Source organism: Ruegeria sp. BG3, from assembly GCF_056538485.1.
Genome location: NZ_JBQFTE010000004.1, coordinates 24,759 through 47,620 on the forward strand (window position 1 = coordinate 24,759; position 22,862 = coordinate 47,620).

Below are 22,862 nucleotides of genomic sequence, written 5' to 3' on the forward strand. Positions count from 1 at the left end.
CCTGCTTCCAAGGGGGCACGGATTGCCGGATCCCTGGTTTTGGTCTTTGGCTGGCGTTCTGGATCGAACGCGTATCCCGTAGGGAAAATGTTGAACTTCGACGATGGGCGGTTATTCAGCCGCGACCACCGCCTTGGCATTGAGCCGCTCGATGATGGCGTCGGCACAGTCGCGCCCATCCCGGATCGCCCAAACGACCAGAGAGGCACCGCGCACGATGTCACCAATGGCGTACACGCCATCCATCTCGGTCTCACCGGTCTGGAAGGCCGCTTTGATGGTGCCCCAGCGCGTGACCGGCAGATCGGGCTGGCCGAACAGGGTGGGCAGGTCTTCGGGCTCAAAACCCAGCGCCTTGATCACCAGATCGGCGTCCTCGACATAGTCGGCGCCTTCGATCACCTCAGGGGCCTGACGACCCGACGCATCCGGTTGTCCCAGGCGCATCTTCTGCACCATCACGCCGGACACCTTGTCATCGCCGACGAAACCCTTTGGCGCGCTGAGCCATTCGAACACCACGCCTTCTTCCTCGGCATTCTGCGTTTCTCGCTGCGAGCCTGGCATGTTGGCACGGTCACGGCGGTACAGACATTTGACCGAGGTCGCGCCCTGACGGATCGAGGTGCGCACACAGTCCATCGCCGTGTCGCCACCGCCGATAACGACAACCTTTTTACCTTCGGCATTCAGGCGGCCATTGTCGAAATCTTCGACCGCGTCCCCAAAGCTTTTGCGGTTCGAGGCGGTTAAGAAGTCGATCGCTTTCTCGATACCCGTCAATCCGCTGCCCGGCATGGACAGATCGCGCGACTTGTAAACGCCGGTTGCGATAATCACGGCGTCATGCTTGGCGCGAATTTCGTCAAATTTGGCGGCGTCCACGTCGCAGTTCAGAACGAACTCTACCCCGCCATCGGCCAGCAGGTCATTGCGGCGCTGGACGATGTCTTTCTCGAGCTTGAAGCCGGGGATACCGTACATCAACAGGCCGCCCGCACGGTCATAGCGGTCATAGACTGTGACTTGGATACCAGCACGGCGCAGCATGTCGGCTGCCGCCAGGCCACCCGGGCCTCCGCCGATGATGCCCACACTTTCGCTGCGTTCAGCGGTCGGAACGACGGGCTTCACCCAGCCTTTGTCCCATGCGGTGTCAGTGATGTATTTTTCAATCGTCCCGATGGTGACCGTACCGTGACCCGACTGTTCAATCACACAATTGCCCTCGCACAAGCGATCCTGAGGGCAGATACGGCCACAGATCTCGGGGAATGTGTTGGTGGCTTGGCTTGTCGCGTAGGCCTCTTCCAGACGACCTGTCGCCGTCAGACGCAGCCAATCGGGGATGTTGTTGTGCAGCGGGCAATGCGACTGGCAATAGGGCACACCACATTGGCTGCAGCGGCTGGCTTGCTCTGCAGCCTTGGCCGATGCGAATTCCGCGTAGATTTCGTCAAAGTCTTCTTTGCGGTCATCGGCGGCACGCTTTTCAGGCATGACACGGTCAATCTGCACAAATTTCAACATCGGTTGCTTTGCCACGGGTCCGACTCCATGAATTGGCTAGGAAGCATCTCTTTATGAGATCGCCCCGGATATGAAAAGTCATATATGTTGACCTAATTAAGAAAAATCTCGTCTGGCGCGCAAAATATTTGCTTTTTTTTTCTATTTTTATGTCCGATACGGACCTATCTATCATCTTTCCTTTTCGACACCACCAGAATACCCATAAACCCAAAGCAATTTGATGGCAGTGCGGCAGGGTAAATGAGTCTCTTTCACTTGATTCTCGTGGCGATCATTCAGGGGCTTACTGAATTTCTGCCTGTCTCCTCGTCCGGCCATCTGATCTTGCTGCCCAACCTGACCGGGATGCAGGATCAGGGCCAAACCATCGACGTAGCCGTTCATGTAGGCACGCTTGGCGCGGTTGTTTTGTACTTCTGGTCCGACGTCAAACAAGCAATCCTCGGGTTGCCCGCCGCGCTGTCTGGGCGCACCGACACGGCGCAAGCACGGTTGGCGCTGGGGTTGATAGTGGCAACGATTCCGACAGTCCTCGCTGGGCTGGTCCTTTACCTGACCGGCCTGACCGAGGCGCTGCGATCCATCGCCGTCATCGGCTGGACCATGCTGCTGTTTGGGCTACTGCTCTATTGGATGGACCAGAAAAGCTCCCAGACCAAGATCGCCGCCGATTGGAGCTTGCGTGACGCGGCCATCATGGGGCTTTGGCAGGCCATCGCACTGATTCCCGGCACATCCCGGTCAGGCATCACCATTACCGGGGCACGGCAACTGGGCTATACAAGGGAAGAAGGCGCGCGCCTCGCCATGCTGATGTCGATCCCGACTATCATCGCCTCAGGTGTGTTGCTGTCCATTGACGTGGTCCACCAGGCCGACGCGCAACTGGCCAAAGACGGAGCGATCGCCGCCCTCTTTGCATTTGTGTCGGCCTTGCTGGCCCTAAGCCTGATGATGCGCCTGCTGCGCAGTGTCAGCTTCACGCCCTATGTCATCTATCGCGTCATTCTGGGCACGATCCTGCTGGTGATCGCCTATAGCTGATCAGGTCCGCAGGTTTTTGGCCGAGTTCTGAATGTCGTCATACTGACCTGAGGGGCGGAATTTCCACAGATATTCCGGCAGAACAGCGTCCAGCGTGGTTGGCACAATCCCCAGATCCGCAAAGCCCTTGGCGCTGTCGCCGACCACATTCTCCTGTCGAAGGTTCTTGAGCTGATCCCGCGTCAGGATCGGGTTCGAGAACAGCTGGAAGCTGACGAACTTCAAAATATCCAACACGCCGGCCATGATCTTGGCGGCAAAGAACGGAACACCCAGAATCACCCGGCGTCGATGAATGACCTCCAGCATTTGCTGCATCAAAGCCCGGAAGGTTTTCACCTCAGGACCGCCCAGCTCATAGATGCCCGAGGCCGCTTTCCCCAAGACACCCTGCTCGGCCGCTTGCGCCACATCATCCACATAGACCGGCTGAAACCGCGTCTCAGCCCCGACCAGAGGCAGAAACGGCCCGAACCGTGTCATCGCGGCGAAACGGTTGAAGAACTGATCCTCGGTCCCGAAAACAATCGAGGGGCGCAGGATCATTGCATCTGGCATATGAGCCAGAACTCCGGCCTCACCCGCAGCTTTGGTGCGGGAATAGGCGCTGGACGACTCGGCATCCGCTCCAATGGCCGAGATATGAACCATCCGCTCCACGCCATTCTCGGACGCAAGACGCGCGATGCGTTCGGCCCCTTCGGCCTGCACTGCATCAAACCCGTTCTTGCCCAGTTCGTTCAGAACACCCACGCAATTCACAACCGCATCTGCACCCTGCATGGCCAACTGCACCGAGGCGTCGTCTCGGATGTTGCAAAACACCGGCTCAACCTGACCCACAACGCCATAGGGTTTCACGAACATGGCCTCGTTCGGGCGTCGCACGGCGACTCGGACACGCCATCCCTTGGCCGCCATACGGCGCGCAATATAGCGCCCGACAAACCCAGACCCTCCGTAGATCGTGACCAGTTTCGACATTCGATGGCTCCTGCTGCGTGGCTCTGACGTAGAAGTAGCGTCCGAACCCCTTAGAAACAAGGCATCAAATCGCCGCGTGTCCTGCATCGAGGCCCACTGTGAAAAGGGTCGGAGCGGCGTGGTTCAAAAAACTTTCGAAAATCTGTGCGAATCTGGTTGACCCTCCCTGCCGCTGGGCTTAAACGCCCCCTCACGACACCTGCCCAGGTGGCGGAATTGGTAGACGCGCTAGCTTCAGGTGCTAGTGTCCGTATGGACGTGGAGGTTCGAGTCCTCTCCTGGGCACCAAATCCCCCTAAATTGTATTGATTACTTGCATTTGAGGCGTGGAAATAGCCCGTGTGTTTGGGGAATTCAGTCTCAGATTCCAATCACACGCACAGCATTTCATGCCTTGAGCGATGACGTCAGGGCCTGCAAAGCACTTCTCTGCGTAGGCCCCGGACTTTGTCCCAGACTTACTTGGCTTTCTTTTCAAGGTTTTGCCAGAACTTCAGCTTTTCGTCGAAGGTCTTTTCCATCTGCTTCGGCTTCGCTTTCGGGACGGCCTGTTGCACCACATGCGTTGCCTCGTGACCGATCAATTTCTTGGCCGCCGATGCAGTCTTGGCAGCTTTAGACACCTGAACCAGAAGGTCTTTGTTGGCCTTTTCGTCCATGCATTTTTTCTTCTTGGCAGTCGAAATGGCCTTCTGCGCAGCTTTGCCTTGCTTCATCGCCACTGCAATTGCCTTTTTCAACGGTGCCAGTGTTTTCTTCGCGACCGGAGACGCCTTTTCCGCCTGATCAATAATTTTGGACTGCTGGACAATCGCCGCCGCGAGTTTGTCCGCTTCTTTCTCAAATTTATCCAGGCCTTTTTCATCAATTTTCATTTGGTTTCTCCTCAATCTAAGACGCTTGGTCGATTCATGGAGAGAATGCAGCAAATGCTGCCGGAGAGTCAGTGAAACCCGTCACACTGGTGTTAAATTCCCCAGAACTGCGCCCTTTTGAGGGGCGCCACAGACTTACACTTTCATCTTTTGCAAAGCTGCTGCGGGCCGGAAAAGACCAGGCCGTTTGGGTCAGGCCTGCTTCTCTGCGGTCTCATCGACCGTATCGGCGTTCAGCTCGATCACCTCAGCAGGGACATCCTCTTCGGTCTCGGGTTCTTCTTCGGCAGAGGCTTTGTCTTCCAGCACGCCCACAATCAAAGGCAACATATGCACACCTGTAGCCGTGGCGATCTCGGGCGTCTGAGGCGTCTGCCAGCTGAGCGTATCGAAGCTGCCGCAATTCTGGCAGACCGGGCCCCATTCGGGCTGAATGTCGTGACAGTTCTCGCACACCCATTGCGGCCCACGCGGTGCGGTCAAGGCCTTGGCCAGCCAACCCTGAACAACGGCGTCCGATGCACCTTCGCCGCGCTCGATGGCCGCCATCAACGTGTAACCACGAGCATCGGCCTGTTTTTCCACCACATCGCCCAGCGCGCGACGCGCTTCGGGAAAGTCCTCGGCGACGATGTTCAATTCGGCCAGAATCAGACGGGTTTCCATGTTCTCAGGGTGGATACGGGTCAGCGCGGTGAACCGCTTGATACGGTCCTGAGCCGACTCGTCCGGTGCAATCTCGGCAAAGGCATGGGCGAGGTCGGGGTGGGGCTGAACCTCCCACGCTTTCTTGAGGATCTTGGTGGCCGCGCGCGGTTTACCCTTTTCGATATAGGCCCGCGCTGCCATGGCGGCGGCAGGCACCAGATCGGGTGACAGGCGGTTGGCCTCAATGGCTTGCTCTTGTTGCTCGACGCTTGCTCCGTCGTCCAGAATGCCATTGGCCTCGGACAGGGCCAGAACCGCGTCGCGCCGTTTGAACACATCGCGCGGCAGGTACCCGGCCTTCAGCTTCGACGTCAGAGTCGACCGCGCTCCGGCCCAATCATGCGCTTTAGTCTGTAGGTTCAGCAATACATCTTGCGTTTCCTCATGACGCGGTTTCAGCGCCAGAGCTTTCTCAGCCAGTTTGCGCGCGGTTTCGTCATCGCCCTCGGCCAGCTTCTGTTTCATGATACCGCGCACACCGACAAACCGCGTGGCGCTATTGGTCACCAACTTTTTGTAAGTCTCCGAGGCCTTTTTGGTATCGCCCGTCATCTCGGCCGCTTGCGCGACCAGCAAGTTAGTCAGTTCCGGCTTGTTCAGCAGTTTCTCGGCCTTAGAGGCCTTGGCCATCGCCATGCGACCCTCGCCCGATGCCAACGCCATGAGACCGTCGGACAGTGCCTCATACCCGCGCCGTTCGCGGCTGCGGTCGAAATGGCGCGACAGGGCGGTTTCATCACCGTTGAGGAACTTCAGCGTCGCGATCAGCAGGCCCAGCAGTTTGAAGAACAACCAGACGCCAAAGACCAGAACGCCCAGCGCGATCACCGATTGCAGCGGCCCCAGCGTATATTCAACCCCGGCGACGGTGATCTGAACCCCGCCGCTGGTTTGCATCAGGAAGTGACCACCCAAAGCCAGAAGGCCGATAATCGCAACAAAAACAAGGATCTTAAACAATGACCACAGCATGGCAGGTCCTTCAGTTCGAGTTCAGGTCGGAAGCAAGCGTATCGGCGGCTTCAACCGCCGCGACCCGGGTCTGGGCGGCTTGTTCCCAATCGGCCATTGCGGTCTGCGCCGCCTCTGGCAGGGATTTCAATTCAGTCAGGGCAGAGGCGACATCACCATCGGCTAAGGCCGCCTGCGCACGCGACAGCACCGCATCCGGACCATCTCCATCCTGAGGCGTCACCGATCGCGCGCCGGTCTGGCGTTGCAAAAAGGCGATCACGCCGGTGCCTTTATCCGCATCCCGCGCATCCGCCAAAGCGGTACGCGCCGCAGCCGGGAATGAAGCCCGCAAGGACGACAGCGTCTCAACCCCTTTATCTGCGGGCGTTGAGAGCGCATCCGGCACCGTCACGCCCCCCGCTTGCAGTTCGCCCAAAAGGTCCGAGTAGGGCTGACCGGCATCCAACTGTCCATGCAGGCGGGACAGAATGGCGAGATTGGTCGCGGCTTGCGCTTCGGCCGTTGCTTTCGCCTCAAGCGCCTGTGCATCGGCGACCATTTTTTCGACCTCTCCGCGCTGCGCCGCCAGTGAGTCCTGCAGCTTTTTCAGTTCGGCTTCAAAAGCAGCGGTCGCTTCGGTCGAGGTATTTGCAGCAATGGGCGCCTTCTCAAGCTCGGTCAGTCGGTCGGCCAGGGGCGCGATCTGGCCGGTCAGAGATTCGACGCTGGATTTTACGGCGGTCAGATCTGCGTCAACAGGGTCCAGCTTTTGCGATAGCGCCTGAACCTGATCCGTCAGGCCCGACACGTCTGGCGCATCCGAGAGTTGCTTCGTCAGCGCTTCGATCTGATCGGATTGTTCCGAGAGCTTCGATTCAAGCGCCGCAATCACGTCCGAGTTATCCGACCCACCAGACGAGATCAGCCCCGTTTGAGCCGCCGCGAAGCCAAGGCCCGCGGCAATCACACCACCTATCAGGGCCGGAACAAATCCGCCCCGTTGTTCCTGGGTTGGTTCAGCGGGTTTCTCATCGGCCTGCATAGGTTCCGACGGCTCGACGGACGCTTCGGCTTCGGCTTCGGCTTCGGCTTCGGCTTCGGCTTCGGCTTCGGCTTCGGCTTCGGCTTCGGCTTCGGCTTCGGCTTCGGCTTCGGCTTCGGAAATCAGGTCCTCTTTCGGCGCATCTTCGTCAACAGGCGACGCTTCAGTCTCACCATTGGGTTCAACGCTTACATCTTCGACCACTTCGACCACATCGTCTGTTTTCGGGGTTTCCACCGGTTCCTGATCGGATTTCTTTTTGCCCGCCACCGTCAAATTCCCCTTATCGATTCTAAAATCACCAGAACTACAGACTGTTCCAAGTTAATCTGCACCCGGCTCTCTCTCAACCCGCATCGCGTGTTTCACAAGCTTTTTAACGGCCTTACGCATCTTTTTGGGTGTCGGTTCCTTGGCGATCCTCAGGCGCTCATAACCCAAGGATTTAAGGGGTTCCGCCGTTGCCTCGCTGATTGCGGCCAGCCATAGCGGGGCAGTGCCCGCCCAAATGTCGGCAAATTGTCGCGCGGTGCGGGGTGAGAAAATAGGCGCGATCACTGGCCTGTCGCCCTCGGATGCGGCCTTTGCCTCGGGGCTGAGCGGCAGCAGAAGTTGCTGGTACACCGCCTGTTCGCGCGTGGTTACGCCCATCTCGGTCAGACGCTCGGCGATGTTGCCCCGGCTGTGTTCGCCGCGCAGATGCAACAGCGGGCTTGTTGGTCTGATCTGCAAAAGACCGGCCACAAGCTCTTCTGCCGTGCCACCGACCATACGCGCATCCCAGCCCGCGCCTTCGGCGGTCGCAGTCGTGGTCGGACCCACGCAATAGGCAGGCAAATCCCGGCGCACACCCGCCGAGGCTGCCGCATTCACCGCATTGGATGACGTGAAGATTATCCCCTGCGTCTCGGCCGTACAAATCGGAGCCGCCAGCGGCCTAATTTCCAGAATGGGGGAATGGATGACCTCAACACGCGATCTGACGCGGGTCGGAAGCTGCGCAACAAACCTCTCCGAGGCGGCGCGAGGGCGGGTCATCAACAAATACAACTATCGGCGCCTTCGGCCTTGGGATTGTTTGCGTCCGCGCAGGGTGGTACCCCGCTTGGCAATCATGATGCAACGGATCAGGCCAATGGTGCAAACACTTACCGTCCTTGGATTGGAAAGCAGCTGTGACGACACAGCCGCCGCCGTCGTGCGCCAAACCGACGGCGAAGAGGCCGAAGTGCTGTCGTCGATTGTCCATGGCCAAACCGAGCTGCACAGCGCTTATGGGGGTGTCGTCCCCGAAATCGCCGCGCGCGCCCATGCCGAGAAACTGGATAGCTGCGTCTTACAGGCGCTAAAAGATTCGGGTCTAACACTGGCTGATATAGACGCCATCGCCGTGACCGCCGGGCCCGGCCTGATCGGAGGAGTCATGTCCGGCGTCATGTGCGCCAAGGGGATCAGTGCTGCGACCGGCCTACCTCTGATCGGGGTAAACCATCTGGCCGGTCACGCTCTGACCCCGCGCCTGACAGATGGAATAGCCTTTCCGTACCTGATGCTGCTGGTCTCGGGCGGGCACTGCCAATATCTGATCGCCCACGGACCCGAGCAGTTCACGCGTTTGGGCGGCACCATCGACGACGCCCCCGGTGAGGCTTTTGACAAAACCGCCCGTCTTCTGGGCCTGCCGCAACCCGGTGGACCCTCGGTTGAGGCCGAGGCGCGCCAGGGTGATCCCAAGCGGTTCCGTTTCCCTCGGCCGCTGTTGGACCGGCCCGGATGTGACCTGTCCTTCTCGGGGCTGAAAACCGCGCTGATGCGGATGCGGGATCAGATCGTCGCCGAAAAAGGCGGCCTGACCCGTCAGGATCGAGCCGATCTATGTGCCGGGTTTCAGCAGGCTGTCGTGGACACTTTGGCCGAGAAAACACGACGCGCTATGGATTTGTATCTGGCCGAGACCCCATCGGACCCGGTCATTGCCGTTGCGGGCGGTGTGGCTGCAAACTCCGCTATTCGCATTGCGTTAGAGTCTGTTTGTACCGAAAAAGGCGCGCGTTTCACGGCCCCGCCCCTTGCACTTTGCACCGACAATGCCGCCATGATCGCCTATGCGGGGATGGAACGTTTTCGCACCGGCGCGCGCGACGGTTTGGATCTTACAGCGCGACCCCGTTGGCCTTTGGATCAGACCAGCCCCGCCATGCTGGGTAGCGGTAAGAAGGGTGCAAAGGCATGAGCGTTTCGGTTCTCGGATCAGGGGCGTTCGGTACGGCTCTGGCGATCTCACTGGCCGGTAACGGTCCGGTCACCCTGTGGTCGCGCAGCGCCGAGCAGGCGAAAGCCATGCAGGATAGTCGGATCAACAAGAGCCGATTGCCCGATGTGATTTTGCCCGATGCCATCACCATCACTCATGATATCGAAACAGCTGGGGCAAAGGATGTCCTTCTGGTGTCTGTGCCGATGCAACAATTGCGCCATGCACTGCAGGAACACGCAGCGGTGCTGGCTGGGAAACCGTTGGTTGCGTGCTGCAAGGGGATTGAACTGTCCTCGGGCCTCGGTCCAATTTCCGTGATCCGCGAAACCATTCCGGATGCACGACCAGCGCTTCTGACGGGCCCCAGCTTTGCGGATGACATCGCGCGTGGCCTGCCGACAGCGCTGACCCTGGCCTGTGCAGATGCCGATCTGCTCGAAACACTGCAATCCGAACTGACCACCGCCAATCTACGCCTCTACCGCACCACCGATGTGATCGGAGCGGAACTCGGCGGCGCATTGAAAAACGTTATGGCCATCGGATGTGGCGCTGCCATCGGTGCCGGTCTAGGCGACAGCGCCCGTGCTGCCCTGATGACCCGCGGCTTTGCTGAGATGCAGCGCTTTGCCCTCATGCGCGGCGCACAGCCAGAGACGTTGATGGGGCTCTCTGGCCTAGGTGATCTGGTGTTGACCTGCTCGTCGGAGCTGTCCCGAAACTATCGTTTTGGCCTGTGTTTGGGTCGAAATGAGCCCTTCGACACCACAACAACCGTCGAAGGTGTCGCCACCGCCCGCGCCATGGCCGATATCGCCAAGACCGAAGGTCTGGATATGCCTATCAGCGCCACTGTGGCCGACCTGAGCCAAGGCGCCTACAGTGTTACTCAAGCCATCGAAACCCTGCTCAACCGACCCCTCAAGGAGGAATAACATGCTGATCGCCCTAATCGCCCGTGACAAACCCGGCGCGCTGCAAACTCGTCTGGACAACCGCTCGGCCCATTTGGCGTATATCGAGGAAACCGGCGTTGTATCGCAGGCCGGCCCGCTGCTGGACGGAGACGCTATGGTCGGCTCGCTGGTGATCCTCGATGTCGAAGATCTAGCCGCTGCACAAAGCTGGGCCGACAATGATCCCTATGCCAAGGCAGGCCTGTTCCAGTCTGTCGAACTGATCCCTTGGAAAAAGGTGATTGGCTGATGGCAAACTGGCTGTTCAAATCCGAGCCATCGACGTGGAGTTGGGACCAGCAGGTTGCCAAAGGCGATGCGGGCGAAGAATGGGACGGCGTGCGCAACTATCAGGCGCGCAATTTCATGCGGCAAATGGCAATCGGTGATCGCGGGTTCTTTTATCACTCGCAAAAGGACAAGGCGATCGTCGGAATCGTTGAGGTCTGCGCCGAGGCCCATCCCGACAGCACCACCGATGATGAACGCTGGGAATGCGTGGACATCAAGGCGGTAAGGCCGTTTGAAGTTCACGTGACGCTGGACCAGATCAAAGCGGATGAACGTCTGGGTGAGATGGTGCTGGTCAAAAACTCTCGTCTGTCGGTGCAGCCGGTCACTGAAGCCGAATGGCAGGTGATCTGCGCCCTGGGCTCGACTGAGGCCGAGTAAAACAGAGGGAAGGCCCTGCACGCTGCAGAACCTTCCCTACCCCACGTGCTCCCTACTCACCACACGCGTATTGGAATCTGTTGGTTCTGACCGTCCTGGCCACATAAGGACCATAGCCTGTTTTCTCAGGCAGCTTCAAACACCAAGTCCTTAAAATATAACTCAAAACAAAAACGCCCGCCGATGGGGAGGCGGGCGTTTGGGTGGAAAACGTAACGTTTAGCCGTAAACCGATTCTTTGCCGAAATGCTTGGTCAGCATGTAGTAGACCACCGCGCGGTACTTGTTGCGCTCAGACATGCCATAGGTTTCCAGAACCGAGTTGATGGCCTCCATCAGCTCGGGCCCGTCGGCCAGACCCAGCTTTTTGATGAGGAAATTATTTTTGACGGTCTCCAGCTCACCGTCCTGGCTGGCTGCCACGGTCGACGCGTCGGCGTCATAGATCGCCGGACCGCACCCGATGGTGACCTTGGTCAGCAGGTCCATATCGGCATCCATGCCGCATTTGTTTTTCAGATCATCGGCGTATTTGGCGATCAGATCGTCGCGTTTTCCCATAAAACAGTCTCCCTATCAGCAGTCCTGGCTGCGGTTACTCAAATCCTAAAAACAGGTGTCGGAAGCCTAGCCATTCCTCCTATTCCCACAAAGGGAAAAATTCCGTGCTTTCCCCCTAAGCGGAGGAGCGCCTTTGCCGCGCGCCTTGAAAGGCTCGATCTGCAAGGTCCGAAAACACGCGAACCTTGCGCCCCGGCGTGCTGCTGCCCGCGTGAACAAAGGCAATTGGTGCAGATGGGGATTTCAACGCACCCGGCAAAACCTCGACCAGCGTACCCTGCTGCAACTCTCGCTGAACGGCCAGACGGGACTTGACCGCCAGCCCCAACCCCTGCACTGCGGCTTCGGTCAGCATGTCCGAGTTGGAAACGGCAATACGTCGCGTGACGGACAATTGCCCCTCATGGGTGTCGAACCGCGTCTGCCAAGGCAAACACGCCCAGCGCATCTTGCGCAGGTCTTCGACGGATTTGGGCATCTCGTATCGTGCAATGAAACCCGGCGCGGCGCAGATGATCCGGTCGTTGTCGCAAAGCTTGCGCGCCTTCAGGGTACTGTCCGCCAACTGACCGACGCGAATGGCGCAATCGACGCCCTCATCGACGAGAGAGACATAGCGGTCGACGGCCAGAAACTCGATCGTCAGGTCCGGGTGATCCTCCTGAAAGCTGTCCATCAACGGCATGATGAACCTGGACAAAATCCACGGCGACAGGGTCACACGCAGATGGCCGCGCAGCGCGCCCTTGCCGCTTCCGGCCTCCAACTCGGCCTCGCGCAGATCGGACAGCACAGGCTCGATCCGATCCAGAAAGATCAGACCTTCATTGGTCAGCTGCACCCGGCGGCTGTTGCGGTGAAAGAGTTTGAGGTTCAGCACCTCTTCTAGTTTCGCAATCCGGTGGCTGACCGTCGCCGCCGAAATGCCCAGCGCCTTTGCAGCCGATCCGACCCCTCCGGTTTTGGCGACAGAGACAAAGGTCAGCAGGTCATTCACATGGTACATTCGAAAATTCCTAACACTGGTTTCGTAATTGAGCCAGTTATCCGCGAAAATTTCAAATGGTATCTGATCGGGCACATCAGAGGAGGACCCGATGAAATCGCTCTATGCAGCTACATGCGCTTTGGCGCTGGCTTTGCCCGCAGCGGCAGCCGAATTGGAAACGTATCTTGAGTTCGAGAAGGCCATGCCTCCGGGCAATCTGGCGATTGGACCGGATGGGCGCATGTTCATGTCGGTGCATGAATTCTACGGGCCCGAGTTGCGCGTGGTCGAAGTGATGCCCGACGGGTCAACCAAGCCCTACCCGACCGAGGACTGGGCCCGCGCCCCGCAAGACGATGCGGATGGATTGAACGGCGTTCTGGGCCTGCGGGCAGATCGCGATGGTATTCTGTGGATGCTGGACGGACAGGGTGAAAACCAGACCGGGCGCATTGTCGGTTGGGACACCAAGACCGAGACGCTGCACGCGATCCACTATATCGGCGCCCCGGTCGCGCGGCCGACCTCGTTCCTGAATGATCTGGCCGTGGACCGTGATCATGGGGCGATTTACATCTCGGATACGGGCGACGGTCAGAACTCGGCCATCATCGTGGTTGATCTTGAGACCGGCCGCGCGCGGCGCGTTCTGGAAGGGTCCCAATACACGATCCCCGAGGATACTCCGATGGTGATCGACGGGCGTGAGATCACGCTGGGCGGCAATCCGGCCAAGATCGGCATCAACCCGATCACCGTCGATCCGACCAATACGTGGGTCTATTTCGCCCCGATGACGGCAAGTGCGATGTACCGCATCCCCACGGCGGCATTGCTGGATGAAAGCCTGTCGGATGCTGATCTTGAGGCGCAGGTCGAACGTTATGGCGACAAACCGATCTCGGACGGCTCGACCGTCGATACCGGCGGCAATGTCTATATCACTGCGATGACGGACAACGCGCTGGGTGTGACCAAGCCGGACGGCAGCTATGAGGTGCTGTTCCAGTCGGATGATGAATTGCCGTGGCCAGACGGGTTCTCGATCGGTGCGGATGGGTATGTCTATGCCACGATTAACGAGTTGCACCGCTCACCCGTTTTGAACAATGGCGAGGATGCCTCCAAGGGGATCTACAAGATCGTCCGGTTCAAATCGCTTTCCGACGCGGTCAGCGGACGCTGATCCTGGCCCGGCCCTGTTCAGCGGGGCCGGGATACCTATCGACAATAGCCCCAGCCGGGGCCTTGTAGGTGAAAATGGTCCGCGTGCAAACGATTGAAATTGGGGCCTAAAACCACGCGGAACCAGTCACATGCCCCCTTCCCGATCCGCTGCAAAAACACAGCCTCGGGTCCCGGCGCAGACCAATCCTGCAACAGGCTGAGCGTCCGCCCATCCGCCAGTTCCACCCCGGTGATATCAATCGAATCCGCCGTGGCGTGGCTGCTCCAACCGCTGTTTTCACCCTGCGCGGTCCGCATGCGACGGCAATTGTAGCTGCCAAGATGGCGCAAGGCGCGCACATGAGTACCCAACAGCTCCTGCGCGGAGGGTTGAACCACGTGATGCTCCCACATTGCCAAACGCAGGGCCGTCGTGCAGCGGGTTTCGACCCCGCCTACTTGGGCACTGACCAAGTGGGAGAGCTCACCCCGCCCGGAGATGCCGCAGTTCTGGTCAACCACCAAATCCTCCATCTCTGAGAACGCAACACCGGCCTCAGACAGCGTCGCCCGGCATTGCGCCTCATCCGCCAATGCCCGATTCAACTGATACTTGGTAATGGGCGTGACCGGCGCGGTCAGGGTCAGATCCCGCAAAGGATTCCAGTGATCGGGCAGCGGTGACTTGGGATGCGACAGCAACACATACCCGGCCGATCCAACAAGAAATAGAAATACGATGATCGAAAAGAAAGACGCCGCCAGATACAAGATCCGGCGGCGTCCTGAACGTTTGGTCATACCCGGTCCGCGATCAGTAGCGGTAATGCTCGGGCTTGTAGGGGCCTTCCGGCGCAACACCGATATAAGCCGCTTGTTCATTGTCCATCTTGGTCAGCTTCACGCCGATACGATCCAGATGCAGGCGGGCCACTTTCTCATCCAGATGCTTGGGCAGGATGTAGACTTTGTTTTCGTACTGGTCACCCTTAGTGAACAGCTCGATCTGCGCCAGAACCTGGTTGGTGAAGGAGGCCGACATCACGAAGGACGGGTGACCGGTGGCGTTACCGAGGTTCAGCAGACGGCCTTCGGACAGCAGGATGATGCGGTTGCCCGAGGGCATCTCGATCATGTCCACCTGTTCCTTGATGTTGGTCCACTTGTGGTTCTTCAGGCTGGCCACCTGAATTTCGTTGTCGAAGTGACCGATGTTGCCAACGATGGCCATGTCCTTCATCGCGCGCATATGCTCGATGCGGATCACGTCCTTGTTGCCGGTGGTGGTGATGAAGATATCGGCTGTCGCGACTTCGTCTTCCAGCAGGGTGACTTCGAACCCGTCCATCGCGGCTTGCAGCGCGCAGATCGGGTCGACCTCGGTCACTTTCACGCGGGCACCTGCGCCACGCAGCGAAGCAGCCGAGCCTTTGCCCACATCGCCATAGCCGCACACTACTGCAACCTTACCAGCCATCATGGTGTCGGTGGCGCGGCGAATGCCATCAACCAGCGATTCCTTGCAGCCGTATTTGTTGTCGAACTTCGACTTGGTCACCGAGTCGTTCACGTTGATCGCCGGGAACGGCAGGTGACCGTCTTTCACCAGCTGATACAGACGGTTCACACCGGTGGTGGTTTCCTCGGACACACCCTGGATCTGATCCCGCATCTTGGTGAACCAACCGGGCGAGGCCGCCATACGCTTGGCGATCTGCTTCTTGATCACCTCTTCCTCTTCCGAACCCGGAACAGGGATGATGTCTTCACCCGCCTCAGCGCGTGCGCCCAGCAGGATGTAGAGCGTCGCGTCGCCGCCATCGTCCAGGATCATGTTCGGGCCGTCTTCGAACAGGAAGGATTTGTCCAGGTAATCCCAATGCTCTTCCAGCGTCTGGCCTTTGATGGCGAAGACAGGGATACCCGCCTCGGCAATCGCAGCGGCTGCGTGGTCCTGAGTCGAGAAGATGTTACACGACGCCCAGCGCACATCCGCGCCCAGGGCAACCAGCGTTTCGATCAGAACGGCGGTCTGGATGGTCATGTGCAGCGACCCGACGATCCGCGCACCGCTCAGAGGCTTGCTTTCACCATATTCCGAACGCAGCGCCATCAGGCCCGGCATTTCAGTTTCGGCGATATCCAGTTCCTTGCGGCCAAACCCGGCCAGCGAAATGTCTTTGACGATATAGTCCCCGGCCATAAGGCGCTCCATTTTTGCGGTCAATCACAGTTCCGGCTGCCCCTAGCATCCCTGGGGGCAGGTGGCAATGTGGATGACCGAAAACGGGGTTATACGCCGCAAAAATCAGCTGGGCGTGCCGTCAACCTTGACCTTCGGAATCGCTTCGAAAAAATCGGTGCCAACGGCGACAATACAACTTAAGCCGTTCGCGTGGGTCACCAAAACGGTGTAGCTACCCGTTTCTCGTGAGGTCCAGACCTCCATGACCGACTGCGCGCCGCGTGTTTTCTGCAAACCTCCGAAAACCAGCTCTTCCGAGTAGCTTTTCTGCAGTTTATCAATCACATGCTCGCGCTCTGCACAATTCTGGGCAAAGGCGGGCGGGGCCGTGGCGGCCATGCCAAAGGTCAGGGCGACTGCGAATATTCGTTTGAACATAGCAAACTCCTTTTGTTTCACTTTTTGAGAGGAGCGCACCGGGAGAAGCCAGTGCCCCCCTCGGTTTAAATGTCGGGATCAGTTGGTGTGGTTTCAAAGCACGAATGCTCAAGAAAACGTTGGCAGCTGGTGATCCTGACAGGTACATCATAGCAGAAACAATTTGGTTTTATTGTGTCCCACTTCACAAGGCATGGCATAATGGCAACACAACCCCGCGCATGGCAGAGGATGCTGTCGGGCCGCAGGCTGGACCTGCTGGACCCGACCCCGGTGGATATCGAGATCGAGGATATCGCCCATGGTCTGGCCTTTGTGGCGCGCTGGAACGGACAAACAGCCGGCGATTTCGCCTATTCCGTGGCTGAGCATTCCCTGCTGGTCGAAGAACTTTTTGGCCGCATTGCACCCAAAGCGCCCGTGAAATGGCGGCTGGCAGCTTTGCTGCACGACGCGCCGGAATACGTAATCGGAGACATGATCTCACCCGTCAAATCCGCCGTCGGGCCGGACTATGGCGCGCTGGATGACCGTCTGGCGGCAGCGATCCATATTCGCTTTGGGCTTCCTGCCGAGGTGCCGAAAACGGTGAAACGGCAGATCAAAAAGGCCGACAAGATAAGCGCCTGGATGGAAGCCACCCAGATCGCGGGGTTTTCCGAGACTGAGGCGACGAAGTTCTTCGGTCGTCCGGATCGGGCGGTTGTGGAGGGGTTGGAGATCAGGCTAAGGCCGCCTGTGGACGTGCGAAAGGCCTATACTGAGCGGCATTGCGAATTACTCAATTTGTTTTGCTGATTGAAGGCTAAGTAGAAAGTTGGAGAATGCTGGCTTTAGTTCGACGCCTCTTAGTCTACGGGTCCTTCATAGCGTTGAATTTCTGTTGCTTTATCATTTCATCTGTTCTGTTTGATGGTTGCACCAAGTGCTATGTGGACTCAAACGCAGAGCGATGGTCGATGGCAGTTACAGCGATCACCATTTGGGTGTGGCCGTATCTGTTCTTGACTATTTGGATCGGCACCAAAGCTTACTCTGCGCGATGCAAGAACAGACCCCTGCTGCCGCTCTTGGCTGCCTTTTTCTTCGGCTTCGTAGTTTACTCGAGTACTTGGCTAGTTTGGGCCGGAATCGCTTTGCGCTGCGGCAAGGACTGCTTTCCGCCGCATAGGCTGGCATATGTATTTGAAACGGCAGGCCATTGGGGGTTCTTCATAGGTCTGGTGGGGTTGGTTGCCTGCTGCTTAAAAGAAAAGGCAATTGAGTAACCCATATGTCGCAATCAAGTAAGCTCGCAGACTGACAGCAAGTCCAAGTTGCAACCACTAGCGCGAGTTGCGCTTCGCCAAAACCCGCCGCAGTGTTCGGCGGTGCATGTTCAGGCAGCGTCCAGTGATCAAAACTTCGGTTGCAGATGCGTCTACAATCTCACCCAATTGTCCTAGCGATGTAGCGGGGAACCGGCGAAATCTTGCCGCACGCTGACAAGCCTCTTTTCACAACACATCAGGTCACCCTAAAACTTGCGTGTCTTCAAAATGGGCAGTGAAGATTCTTGAATACGGGCAAACGCAAAACGGACACCAATTGGCCGCGCTTATCCGGCGGCGCGCGAACCGCAATTGCGGTGGGACTTTTGAGTCTGGTCTCTGCCTGCGCCCATGGCCCGACCGACGCGCAACTTGATCCGGAACGTCAGTCAATGGCGCTGCAGGAAGTCTCGCAAAAGCAGGCTCGAGGGCAACGGGTATGGTGCGTGCCCTACGCTCGTAGCCTCAGCGGTATTGAAATTCGCGGCAATGCCAAGGACTGGTGGGGCAAGGCGCGCAGTGCGTTTGAGCGAGGCAACGAACCGGCTGTCGGTTCCGTAATGTCATTTCGGGCAACGCGGGGAATGCCTCTGGGCCATGTGGCTGTCGTGTCTGATGTTGTTAGCGACCGGGTCGTTATCGTGAACCACGCCAATTGGCACCGCAACAAAGTGTCGTTGAAAATGGGCGTCAAAGATGTCTCCAAGAACAATGACTGGACACTGGTTCGGGTCGAGAGCGTTCCGGGGCAATATGGCAGTTTGTACCCGGTGAACGGGTTCATCTATCCTAAGTCTGGCGAGTAGCCTGAAAGACGACTCTCTGATCAGACGAGTGAAAGCTCTGCTTTTTAGCGCGGGCTACGTTTCGCCAAGATACGCTGCAACGTCCGACGGTGCATGTTCAGCCGCCGTGCGGTTTCCGAGACATTGCGGTCGCACAGCTCATAGACCCGCTGGATGTGTTCCCAGCGCACACGGTCGGCACTCATGGGGTTTTCCGGCGGCGGGGGCAGTTCGTCGCCTTTGGCCAGCAGTGCATTGGTGATGTCTGTGGCATCAGCGGGTTTGGACAGGTAGTCTGTCGCGCCAATCTTGACGGCAGCGACGGCTGTGGCGATGGCCCCGTAGCCGGTCAGCACAACGACACGACTGTCCGGGCGCTTTTCGCGCAGCACTTCGACTACGTCCAAACCGTTGCCATCCTCTAGCCGGAGATCGACAACCGCATAGGCTGGCGGACGCGCTGTGGAAATGGCACGGCCTGCGGCGACGGAGCCGGCGGTTTCAACCTCGAAACCGCGTTTTTCCATGGCTTTGGCAAGGCGTCTCAGGAACGGCTCGTCATCATCCACCAGAAGCAGAGATTTATCGGGGCCGATATCAAGCTGGGAACTGTCTGCCATCGTTGAGTCTTTCCGCTATTTCATGCCTTTGGCTTTAACTAGAAGTAATAGCAGCGCGGGGCCAAAGGTCAAACCGGCTTGTCAGGACCCGGCTTGGTCCAAAAAGCAGCCGACCTTGTCAGCCATTTGCTGCGCTGTGTCTTCACGTTTGAAGAACTCAAGAAACCCATCTTCGGGTGTGACCAGATAGGTGAAGGTGGAATGGTCGACCAGATAGTATTCGTCGCTTTTGTCATGGGCCTTGTAGTAGGTTTTATAGGCCTGGCTGGCGGCCTTGACCTGCTCGGGTGAACCGGTCAGGGCGATCAGACGTTCATGCAGGTTGAAGGCGTAGTCTCCGACCACTTCAGGCGTGTCGCGATCGGGGTCGATCGAGATGAACAGCGGTGTCACGGATTGCCCACGCTCGGCCAGAATGTCCACGGCCTCGGCATTGCGGGACATGTCAAACGGGCAGACATCAGGGCAGAACGTATAGCCGAAATAGACGAGTGTCGGCTCGGTGATCACATCCTTGTCTGTGACCGTCTCGCCTTTACCATTGACCAGTTCGAACGGACCGCCAATCGCCGCCGTTCCGCCCGCGATCTGGCTGGACCGGCATTGGGCGTATTTGTCATCTGACCCTGACCCCATTGTCAAAAGCCACATGGCGCCAAGGCTGATAGCAAGAACGACAGCTGCGAGAATAGCAAACAGGCGGGTCATGATCGTTTTCCGTGTGCAAGGGGTTGTTGATCGTATCAGCCGGGACACCTATCAAGATGATCAGCCGATGCAACAGGACATAAGTGACCAATGGCAGAATCCAACCAGAGTTTATGGGGCGGTCAGGAACGAAGCAGCTGGATCAGGCTGCGCACCCTTATCCTACTGCGCTGGGTGGCCATCTTTGGCCAGATCACGGCTATTACGGTGGCTCAGCACAGTTATCATGTGCAGCTTGAGGTCACCCTGTGTTACTTGGCGATCGGCGTTTCGGTGATCGGCAACCTGACTGCCAGCTTCCTGTTCCCACAAAACAAACGCCTGACTGAGTTCCAGAACTTCTTGATGGTGCTATTCGACCTGTTTCAACTGGCGATCCTGCTGTATCTGACCGGCGGATTGAACAATCCCTTTGCCCTGCTGTTGCTTGGTCCGGTCACGATCTCGGCAAATGTCATGAGTACCCGCTCAACGCTGATCGTGGGGGCCGTGGCAATTGCGCTGGCCACGCTTCTGGCTGAGTTTCACCTGCCCTTGCGGACCGAGATTGGCCTGGTCCTACAGATCCCCGACATACTTCTGTTCGGCAACTGGGCCGCGATCATCATCGCCATTGTCTTTATCGGGGCCTACTCACACAGGGTCAGCTCCGAGGCACGCTCAATGTCCGAGGCGCTGGCGGCCACGCATATGGCACTGGCTCGCGAACAGAAGCTGACCGATCTGGGAGGAGTTGTCGCCGCCGCCGCGCATGAGCTGGGGACCCCTCTGGCGACGATCAAACTGGCCAGTTCCGAGTTGATCGAGGAACTCGACGACCGCCCCGAACTGAAAGAAGACGCCGCCCTGATCCGCGAGCAGGCGGACAGGTGCCGGGACATCCTGCGCGATATGGGACGCGCTGGCAAAGACGATCTGCATCTGCGTCAGGCGCCCTTGTCCACAGTGGTCCATGAAGCGGCCGAGCCACATATCGACCGGGGCAAAACCGTGCATTTCGCCGAAGGCCCAGTGCAGGATGGCGATGTGCAACAACCTTCGATCCTGCGCAAACCCGAGATCATTCACGGGCTGCGCAACCTGATCCAGAATGCGGTGGATTTCTCGCGCGCGAATGTCTGGGTCGAGGCGGAATGGACCTCGGACAAGATCACCGTCTGTATCATGGATGACGGGCGCGGTTACCCCTCGCATCTGATTGGGCGGATTGGTGACCCCTTGATGCGGCGCAGACGGGCCGAAACAGACCAGCGCGCGCGCCCCGAGTATGAGGGTATGGGTCTGGGCCTTTTCATCGCCAAAACCCTATTGGAACGCAGCGGGGCGGATCTGGAATTTGCCAACGGCTCAGACCCGTATCAGCACCTCTCCGACAAGCCTGACCGCCGGGGTGCTATCGTCAAGGTCGAATGGCCGCGCAATCGCATCGACGCGCAACAGGGCGATACCCCGGTACCATCCGGGCGCAACCAGCCTATCCAGGTCTGAGTTAAGACACCGTTAACCATTTTCGCCATAGTTTGCGTCGGGGTTCCGTAGTCGCAAGGGGAGAAGATGGCAGACTGGATCATTCTGGCCGCGATCAGCTTGGTCTCGTGCTGTTTTGCGGTCATGTGGCTACTGCCCCGTCGTGCCCGGCGGGACAACAGCTATGGCATGTTCACTGCAAGCTCCCTGTTCGACGCGGTTTTTCTGTTCGATGGCGACCGCCTGATCAGCCACTCTGATATAGCGTTGGCCGGTTTCGAACATGTTGCAGATTGGAGCGATCTTCGACGCTTGTTGCAGCGCGACTTTCCGACCTTCCCGGAAACGCCTGACCTCGTGCGCGATCAGGGCAATCTGGTTGTCTCGGCCATCGACTGCACGGTTGAGCGTGAGGTTCTATGCGAATGGATTGATGGGATCGTTCGAATCCAACTGCACGAACCGACGAGAGAAAAGAAAACCAAGCTGCGGGATCCGAATGATCCGATCCGGCTGGCGATGGATCAGGCACCCTATCCGGTCTGGCTGCTGGATCAGAACGCAAGCGTGCGCTGGTGCAACGCGGCCTATGTCGCCCTTGTTCGCAAGGCGCGCGGGCTGGATGTTGACTTGACCCTATCGCTGTTCCCGGACATCGGGGCCGAGCCGCTACGCGGCGGGAAATCCCGCGTCTCGATCGACGTGGCCGGAAGCGACAGCAAATTGTGGTTCGACCTTACTCAGGTGGATCACACGGAAGGCCGCCTGTTCTATGCGGTTGATATCAATGCGATTGTGCAAGCCGAAACCGCCCAGCGCAAATTCGTGCAGACGATGACCAAGACCTTTGCGCAGCTGTCGATCGGCTTGGCTATTTTCGACCGCAACCGTCAACTGGCCCTGTTTAACCCGGCACTGATCGACCTGACCACCCTGCCGCCGGATTTCCTCAGCTGCCGCCCCAATATTTCCAGCTTTTTTGACCGGCTGCGGGATCAGCACATGATGCCCGAGCCTAAAAACTACCGGTCATGGCGCAATCAGATGAACGATCTGCTCGAGGCGGCTGAGGACGGGAACTATCAGGAAACGTGGTCCCTGCCCTCGGGCTCGGTCTATTCGGTCAGCGGCCGCCCGCATCCCGATGGCGCCGTGGCGTTTCTATTCGAAGACATCACCGCCGAAATCACCCTGACCCGGCGCTTTCGGTCCGAGATGGACCTGATGCAATCCATCCTCGACAAGCTGGCCGACGCAATCGCGGTTTTTTCGGAAGACGGCACATTGGCTCTGACCAACTACGCCTACCAGCGGCTTTGGGGAACGCAGGACGAGGCCGGATTTCACAGTGAGACAGTGACCGAGGTCACGCGCATCTGGCAGGATCATTGCGTCGCCACCCCGGTCTTGGGCGAGATCCGCGATTTCGTGGATATGCGTGATGACCGCACCGAATGGAGCGCCGAGATGCAGATGCGCAACGGCACCGCGCTGGATTGTACCGTTATGCCCATGCAGAACGGTGCCACAATCGTGCGCTTTGCGACGGCAAGCAATTCTCTGACCGCCGAACCCATGGCCCAGATCAGCGCCTGAACCGGGTTGCAG

23 protein-coding genes, 1 tRNA gene and 1 pseudogene are annotated in these 22,862 nt (G+C 58.4%); 11 read left to right on the top strand and 14 right to left on the bottom strand.

Annotation, left to right across the window (positions count from 1 at the left end; all coding sequences use genetic code 11):
• Positions 1-111: 111 nt before the first annotated feature.
• Positions 112-1,545, bottom strand: a complete 1,434-nt coding sequence (locus ACR0AI_RS07580) for an NAD(P)-dependent oxidoreductase (RefSeq protein WP_170720426.1) — start codon at positions 1,543-1,545, stop codon at positions 112-114.
• 228 nt (positions 1,546-1,773) lie between these two features.
• Here ACR0AI_RS07580 and ACR0AI_RS07585 point away from each other — a divergent pair, with 228 nt between their 5' ends.
• The gene (locus tag ACR0AI_RS07585) at positions 1,774-2,577 is read left to right on the top strand and encodes an undecaprenyl-diphosphate phosphatase (RefSeq protein ID WP_480672913.1); all 804 of its coding nucleotides are present in this window, start codon (positions 1,774-1,776) and stop codon (positions 2,575-2,577) included.
• Here the strand turns inward: ACR0AI_RS07585 and ACR0AI_RS07590 are convergent, their stop codons facing one another.
• Positions 2,578-3,561, bottom strand: coding sequence for a complex I NDUFA9 subunit family protein (locus tag ACR0AI_RS07590; RefSeq protein ID WP_480672915.1), 984 nt, complete (start codon positions 3,559-3,561; stop codon positions 2,578-2,580). It lies immediately after the preceding gene.
• A gap of 201 nt (positions 3,562-3,762) precedes the next feature.
• On the opposite strand from ACR0AI_RS07590, the gene ACR0AI_RS07595 reads away from it, so the two are divergent.
• Positions 3,763-3,849 (top strand) — tRNA-Leu (locus ACR0AI_RS07595).
• A gap of 170 nt (positions 3,850-4,019) precedes the next feature.
• On the opposite strand, the gene ACR0AI_RS07600 is transcribed toward ACR0AI_RS07595, so the two are convergent.
• From ACR0AI_RS07600 to ACR0AI_RS07615, 4 genes are all read right to left on the bottom strand, one after another.
• Entirely contained in the window at positions 4,020-4,436 is a 417-nt protein-coding gene (locus ACR0AI_RS07600; protein ID WP_170470608.1) for a hypothetical protein, read from the bottom strand.
• 192 nt (positions 4,437-4,628) lie between these two features.
• Positions 4,629-6,116 (bottom strand): heme biosynthesis HemY N-terminal domain-containing protein, encoded by a 1,488-nt coding sequence (locus ACR0AI_RS07605; RefSeq protein ID WP_480672917.1) that lies wholly within the window; start codon positions 6,114-6,116, stop codon positions 4,629-4,631.
• A gap of 10 nt (positions 6,117-6,126) precedes the next feature.
• Entirely contained in the window at positions 6,127-7,410 is a 1,284-nt protein-coding gene (locus ACR0AI_RS07610) for a COG4223 family protein (RefSeq protein ID WP_480672919.1), read from the bottom strand.
• A 54-nt stretch (positions 7,411-7,464) separates the two neighbouring features.
• The gene (locus ACR0AI_RS07615) at positions 7,465-8,178 is read right to left on the bottom strand and encodes a uroporphyrinogen-III synthase (protein ID WP_480672921.1); all 714 of its coding nucleotides are present in this window, start codon (positions 8,176-8,178) and stop codon (positions 7,465-7,467) included.
• Positions 8,179-8,275: 97 nt separating this feature from the next.
• Here ACR0AI_RS07615 and tsaD point away from each other — a divergent pair, with 97 nt between their 5' ends.
• From tsaD to ACR0AI_RS07635, 4 genes are read left to right on the top strand one after another with little or no spacing between them, the layout of a single operon-like run.
• Positions 8,276-9,373 carry a tRNA (adenosine(37)-N6)-threonylcarbamoyltransferase complex transferase subunit TsaD gene (gene tsaD / locus ACR0AI_RS07620; protein WP_480673341.1) on the top strand — a complete coding sequence of 366 codons (1,098 nt, stop codon included), beginning with the start codon at positions 8,276-8,278 and terminating at the stop codon, positions 9,371-9,373.
• Positions 9,370-10,332, top strand: a complete 963-nt coding sequence (locus ACR0AI_RS07625; RefSeq protein ID WP_480672923.1) for an NAD(P)H-dependent glycerol-3-phosphate dehydrogenase — start codon at positions 9,370-9,372, stop codon at positions 10,330-10,332. The genes tsaD and ACR0AI_RS07625 overlap by 4 nt, the downstream gene beginning before the upstream one ends.
• A gap of 1 nt (position 10,333) precedes the next feature.
• Positions 10,334-10,603, top strand: coding sequence for a YciI family protein (locus ACR0AI_RS07630; protein ID WP_170667517.1), 270 nt, complete (start codon positions 10,334-10,336; stop codon positions 10,601-10,603).
• Positions 10,603-11,025, top strand: a complete 423-nt coding sequence (locus ACR0AI_RS07635; RefSeq protein ID WP_170667519.1) for an EVE domain-containing protein — start codon at positions 10,603-10,605, stop codon at positions 11,023-11,025. The genes ACR0AI_RS07630 and ACR0AI_RS07635 overlap by 1 nt, the downstream gene beginning before the upstream one ends.
• 219 nt (positions 11,026-11,244) lie before the next feature.
• On the opposite strand, the gene ACR0AI_RS07640 is transcribed toward ACR0AI_RS07635, so the two are convergent.
• Positions 11,245-11,586 (bottom strand): DUF2853 family protein, encoded by a 342-nt coding sequence (locus tag ACR0AI_RS07640; protein ID WP_170380170.1) that lies wholly within the window; start codon positions 11,584-11,586, stop codon positions 11,245-11,247.
• Positions 11,587-11,701: 115 nt separating this feature from the next.
• Positions 11,702-12,592, bottom strand: coding sequence for a LysR family transcriptional regulator (locus ACR0AI_RS07645; RefSeq protein WP_170643396.1), 891 nt, complete (start codon positions 12,590-12,592; stop codon positions 11,702-11,704).
• Between the two features lie 91 nt (positions 12,593-12,683).
• Between ACR0AI_RS07645 and ACR0AI_RS07650 the strand changes: the two genes are divergently transcribed.
• Positions 12,684-13,760: an L-dopachrome tautomerase-related protein gene (locus tag ACR0AI_RS07650; protein WP_480672926.1), complete on the top strand. Its 1,077-nt coding sequence runs from the start codon at positions 12,684-12,686 to the stop codon at positions 13,758-13,760.
• A gap of 35 nt (positions 13,761-13,795) precedes the next feature.
• Here the strand turns inward: ACR0AI_RS07650 and ACR0AI_RS07655 are convergent, their stop codons facing one another.
• The 3 genes from ACR0AI_RS07655 to ACR0AI_RS07665 form a co-directional block, all read right to left on the bottom strand.
• Positions 13,796-14,542, bottom strand: a complete 747-nt coding sequence (locus tag ACR0AI_RS07655) for an extensin-like domain-containing protein (protein WP_480672928.1) — start codon at positions 14,540-14,542, stop codon at positions 13,796-13,798.
• 13 nt (positions 14,543-14,555) lie between these two features.
• Positions 14,556-15,944: an adenosylhomocysteinase gene (ahcY, locus tag ACR0AI_RS07660; RefSeq protein WP_480673343.1), complete on the bottom strand. Its 1,389-nt coding sequence runs from the start codon at positions 15,942-15,944 to the stop codon at positions 14,556-14,558.
• A 105-nt stretch (positions 15,945-16,049) separates the two neighbouring features.
• Positions 16,050-16,364, bottom strand: coding sequence for a hypothetical protein (locus ACR0AI_RS07665; RefSeq protein WP_480672930.1), 315 nt, complete (start codon positions 16,362-16,364; stop codon positions 16,050-16,052).
• 201 nt (positions 16,365-16,565) lie between these two features.
• Here ACR0AI_RS07665 and ACR0AI_RS07670 point away from each other — a divergent pair, with 201 nt between their 5' ends.
• A complete protein-coding gene (locus ACR0AI_RS07670; protein WP_480672932.1) occupies positions 16,566-17,162 on the top strand; it encodes an HD domain-containing protein in 597 nt (198 codons plus the stop codon).
• A 527-nt stretch (positions 17,163-17,689) separates the two neighbouring features.
• Here ACR0AI_RS07670 and ACR0AI_RS07675 read toward each other — a convergent pair.
• Positions 17,690-17,794, bottom strand: a pseudogene (locus ACR0AI_RS07675) (two-component system response regulator); the annotation flags it as partial.
• Between the two features lie 197 nt (positions 17,795-17,991).
• On the opposite strand from ACR0AI_RS07675, the gene ACR0AI_RS07680 reads away from it, so the two are divergent.
• Positions 17,992-18,480, top strand: coding sequence for a CHAP domain-containing protein (locus ACR0AI_RS07680; protein WP_480672934.1), 489 nt, complete (start codon positions 17,992-17,994; stop codon positions 18,478-18,480).
• A 44-nt stretch (positions 18,481-18,524) separates the two neighbouring features.
• On the opposite strand, the gene ACR0AI_RS07685 is transcribed toward ACR0AI_RS07680, so the two are convergent.
• Together ACR0AI_RS07685 and ACR0AI_RS07690 are read right to left on the bottom strand one after the other, a co-directional pair.
• Positions 18,525-19,079: an ActR/PrrA/RegA family redox response regulator transcription factor gene (locus ACR0AI_RS07685; protein ID WP_050604676.1), complete on the bottom strand. Its 555-nt coding sequence runs from the start codon at positions 19,077-19,079 to the stop codon at positions 18,525-18,527.
• An 81-nt stretch (positions 19,080-19,160) separates the two neighbouring features.
• Positions 19,161-19,787, bottom strand: coding sequence for an SCO family protein (locus tag ACR0AI_RS07690; RefSeq protein ID WP_480672936.1), 627 nt, complete (start codon positions 19,785-19,787; stop codon positions 19,161-19,163).
• A 90-nt stretch (positions 19,788-19,877) separates the two neighbouring features.
• On the opposite strand from ACR0AI_RS07690, the gene regB reads away from it, so the two are divergent.
• Entirely contained in the window at positions 19,878-21,275 is a 1,398-nt protein-coding gene (regB, locus tag ACR0AI_RS07695) for a sensor histidine kinase RegB (RefSeq protein ID WP_480672938.1), read from the top strand.
• Between the two features lie 66 nt (positions 21,276-21,341).
• Positions 21,342-22,850, top strand: a complete 1,509-nt coding sequence (locus tag ACR0AI_RS07700; RefSeq protein WP_480672940.1) for a PAS-domain containing protein — start codon at positions 21,342-21,344, stop codon at positions 22,848-22,850.
• Positions 22,851-22,862: the final 12 nt, after the last annotated feature.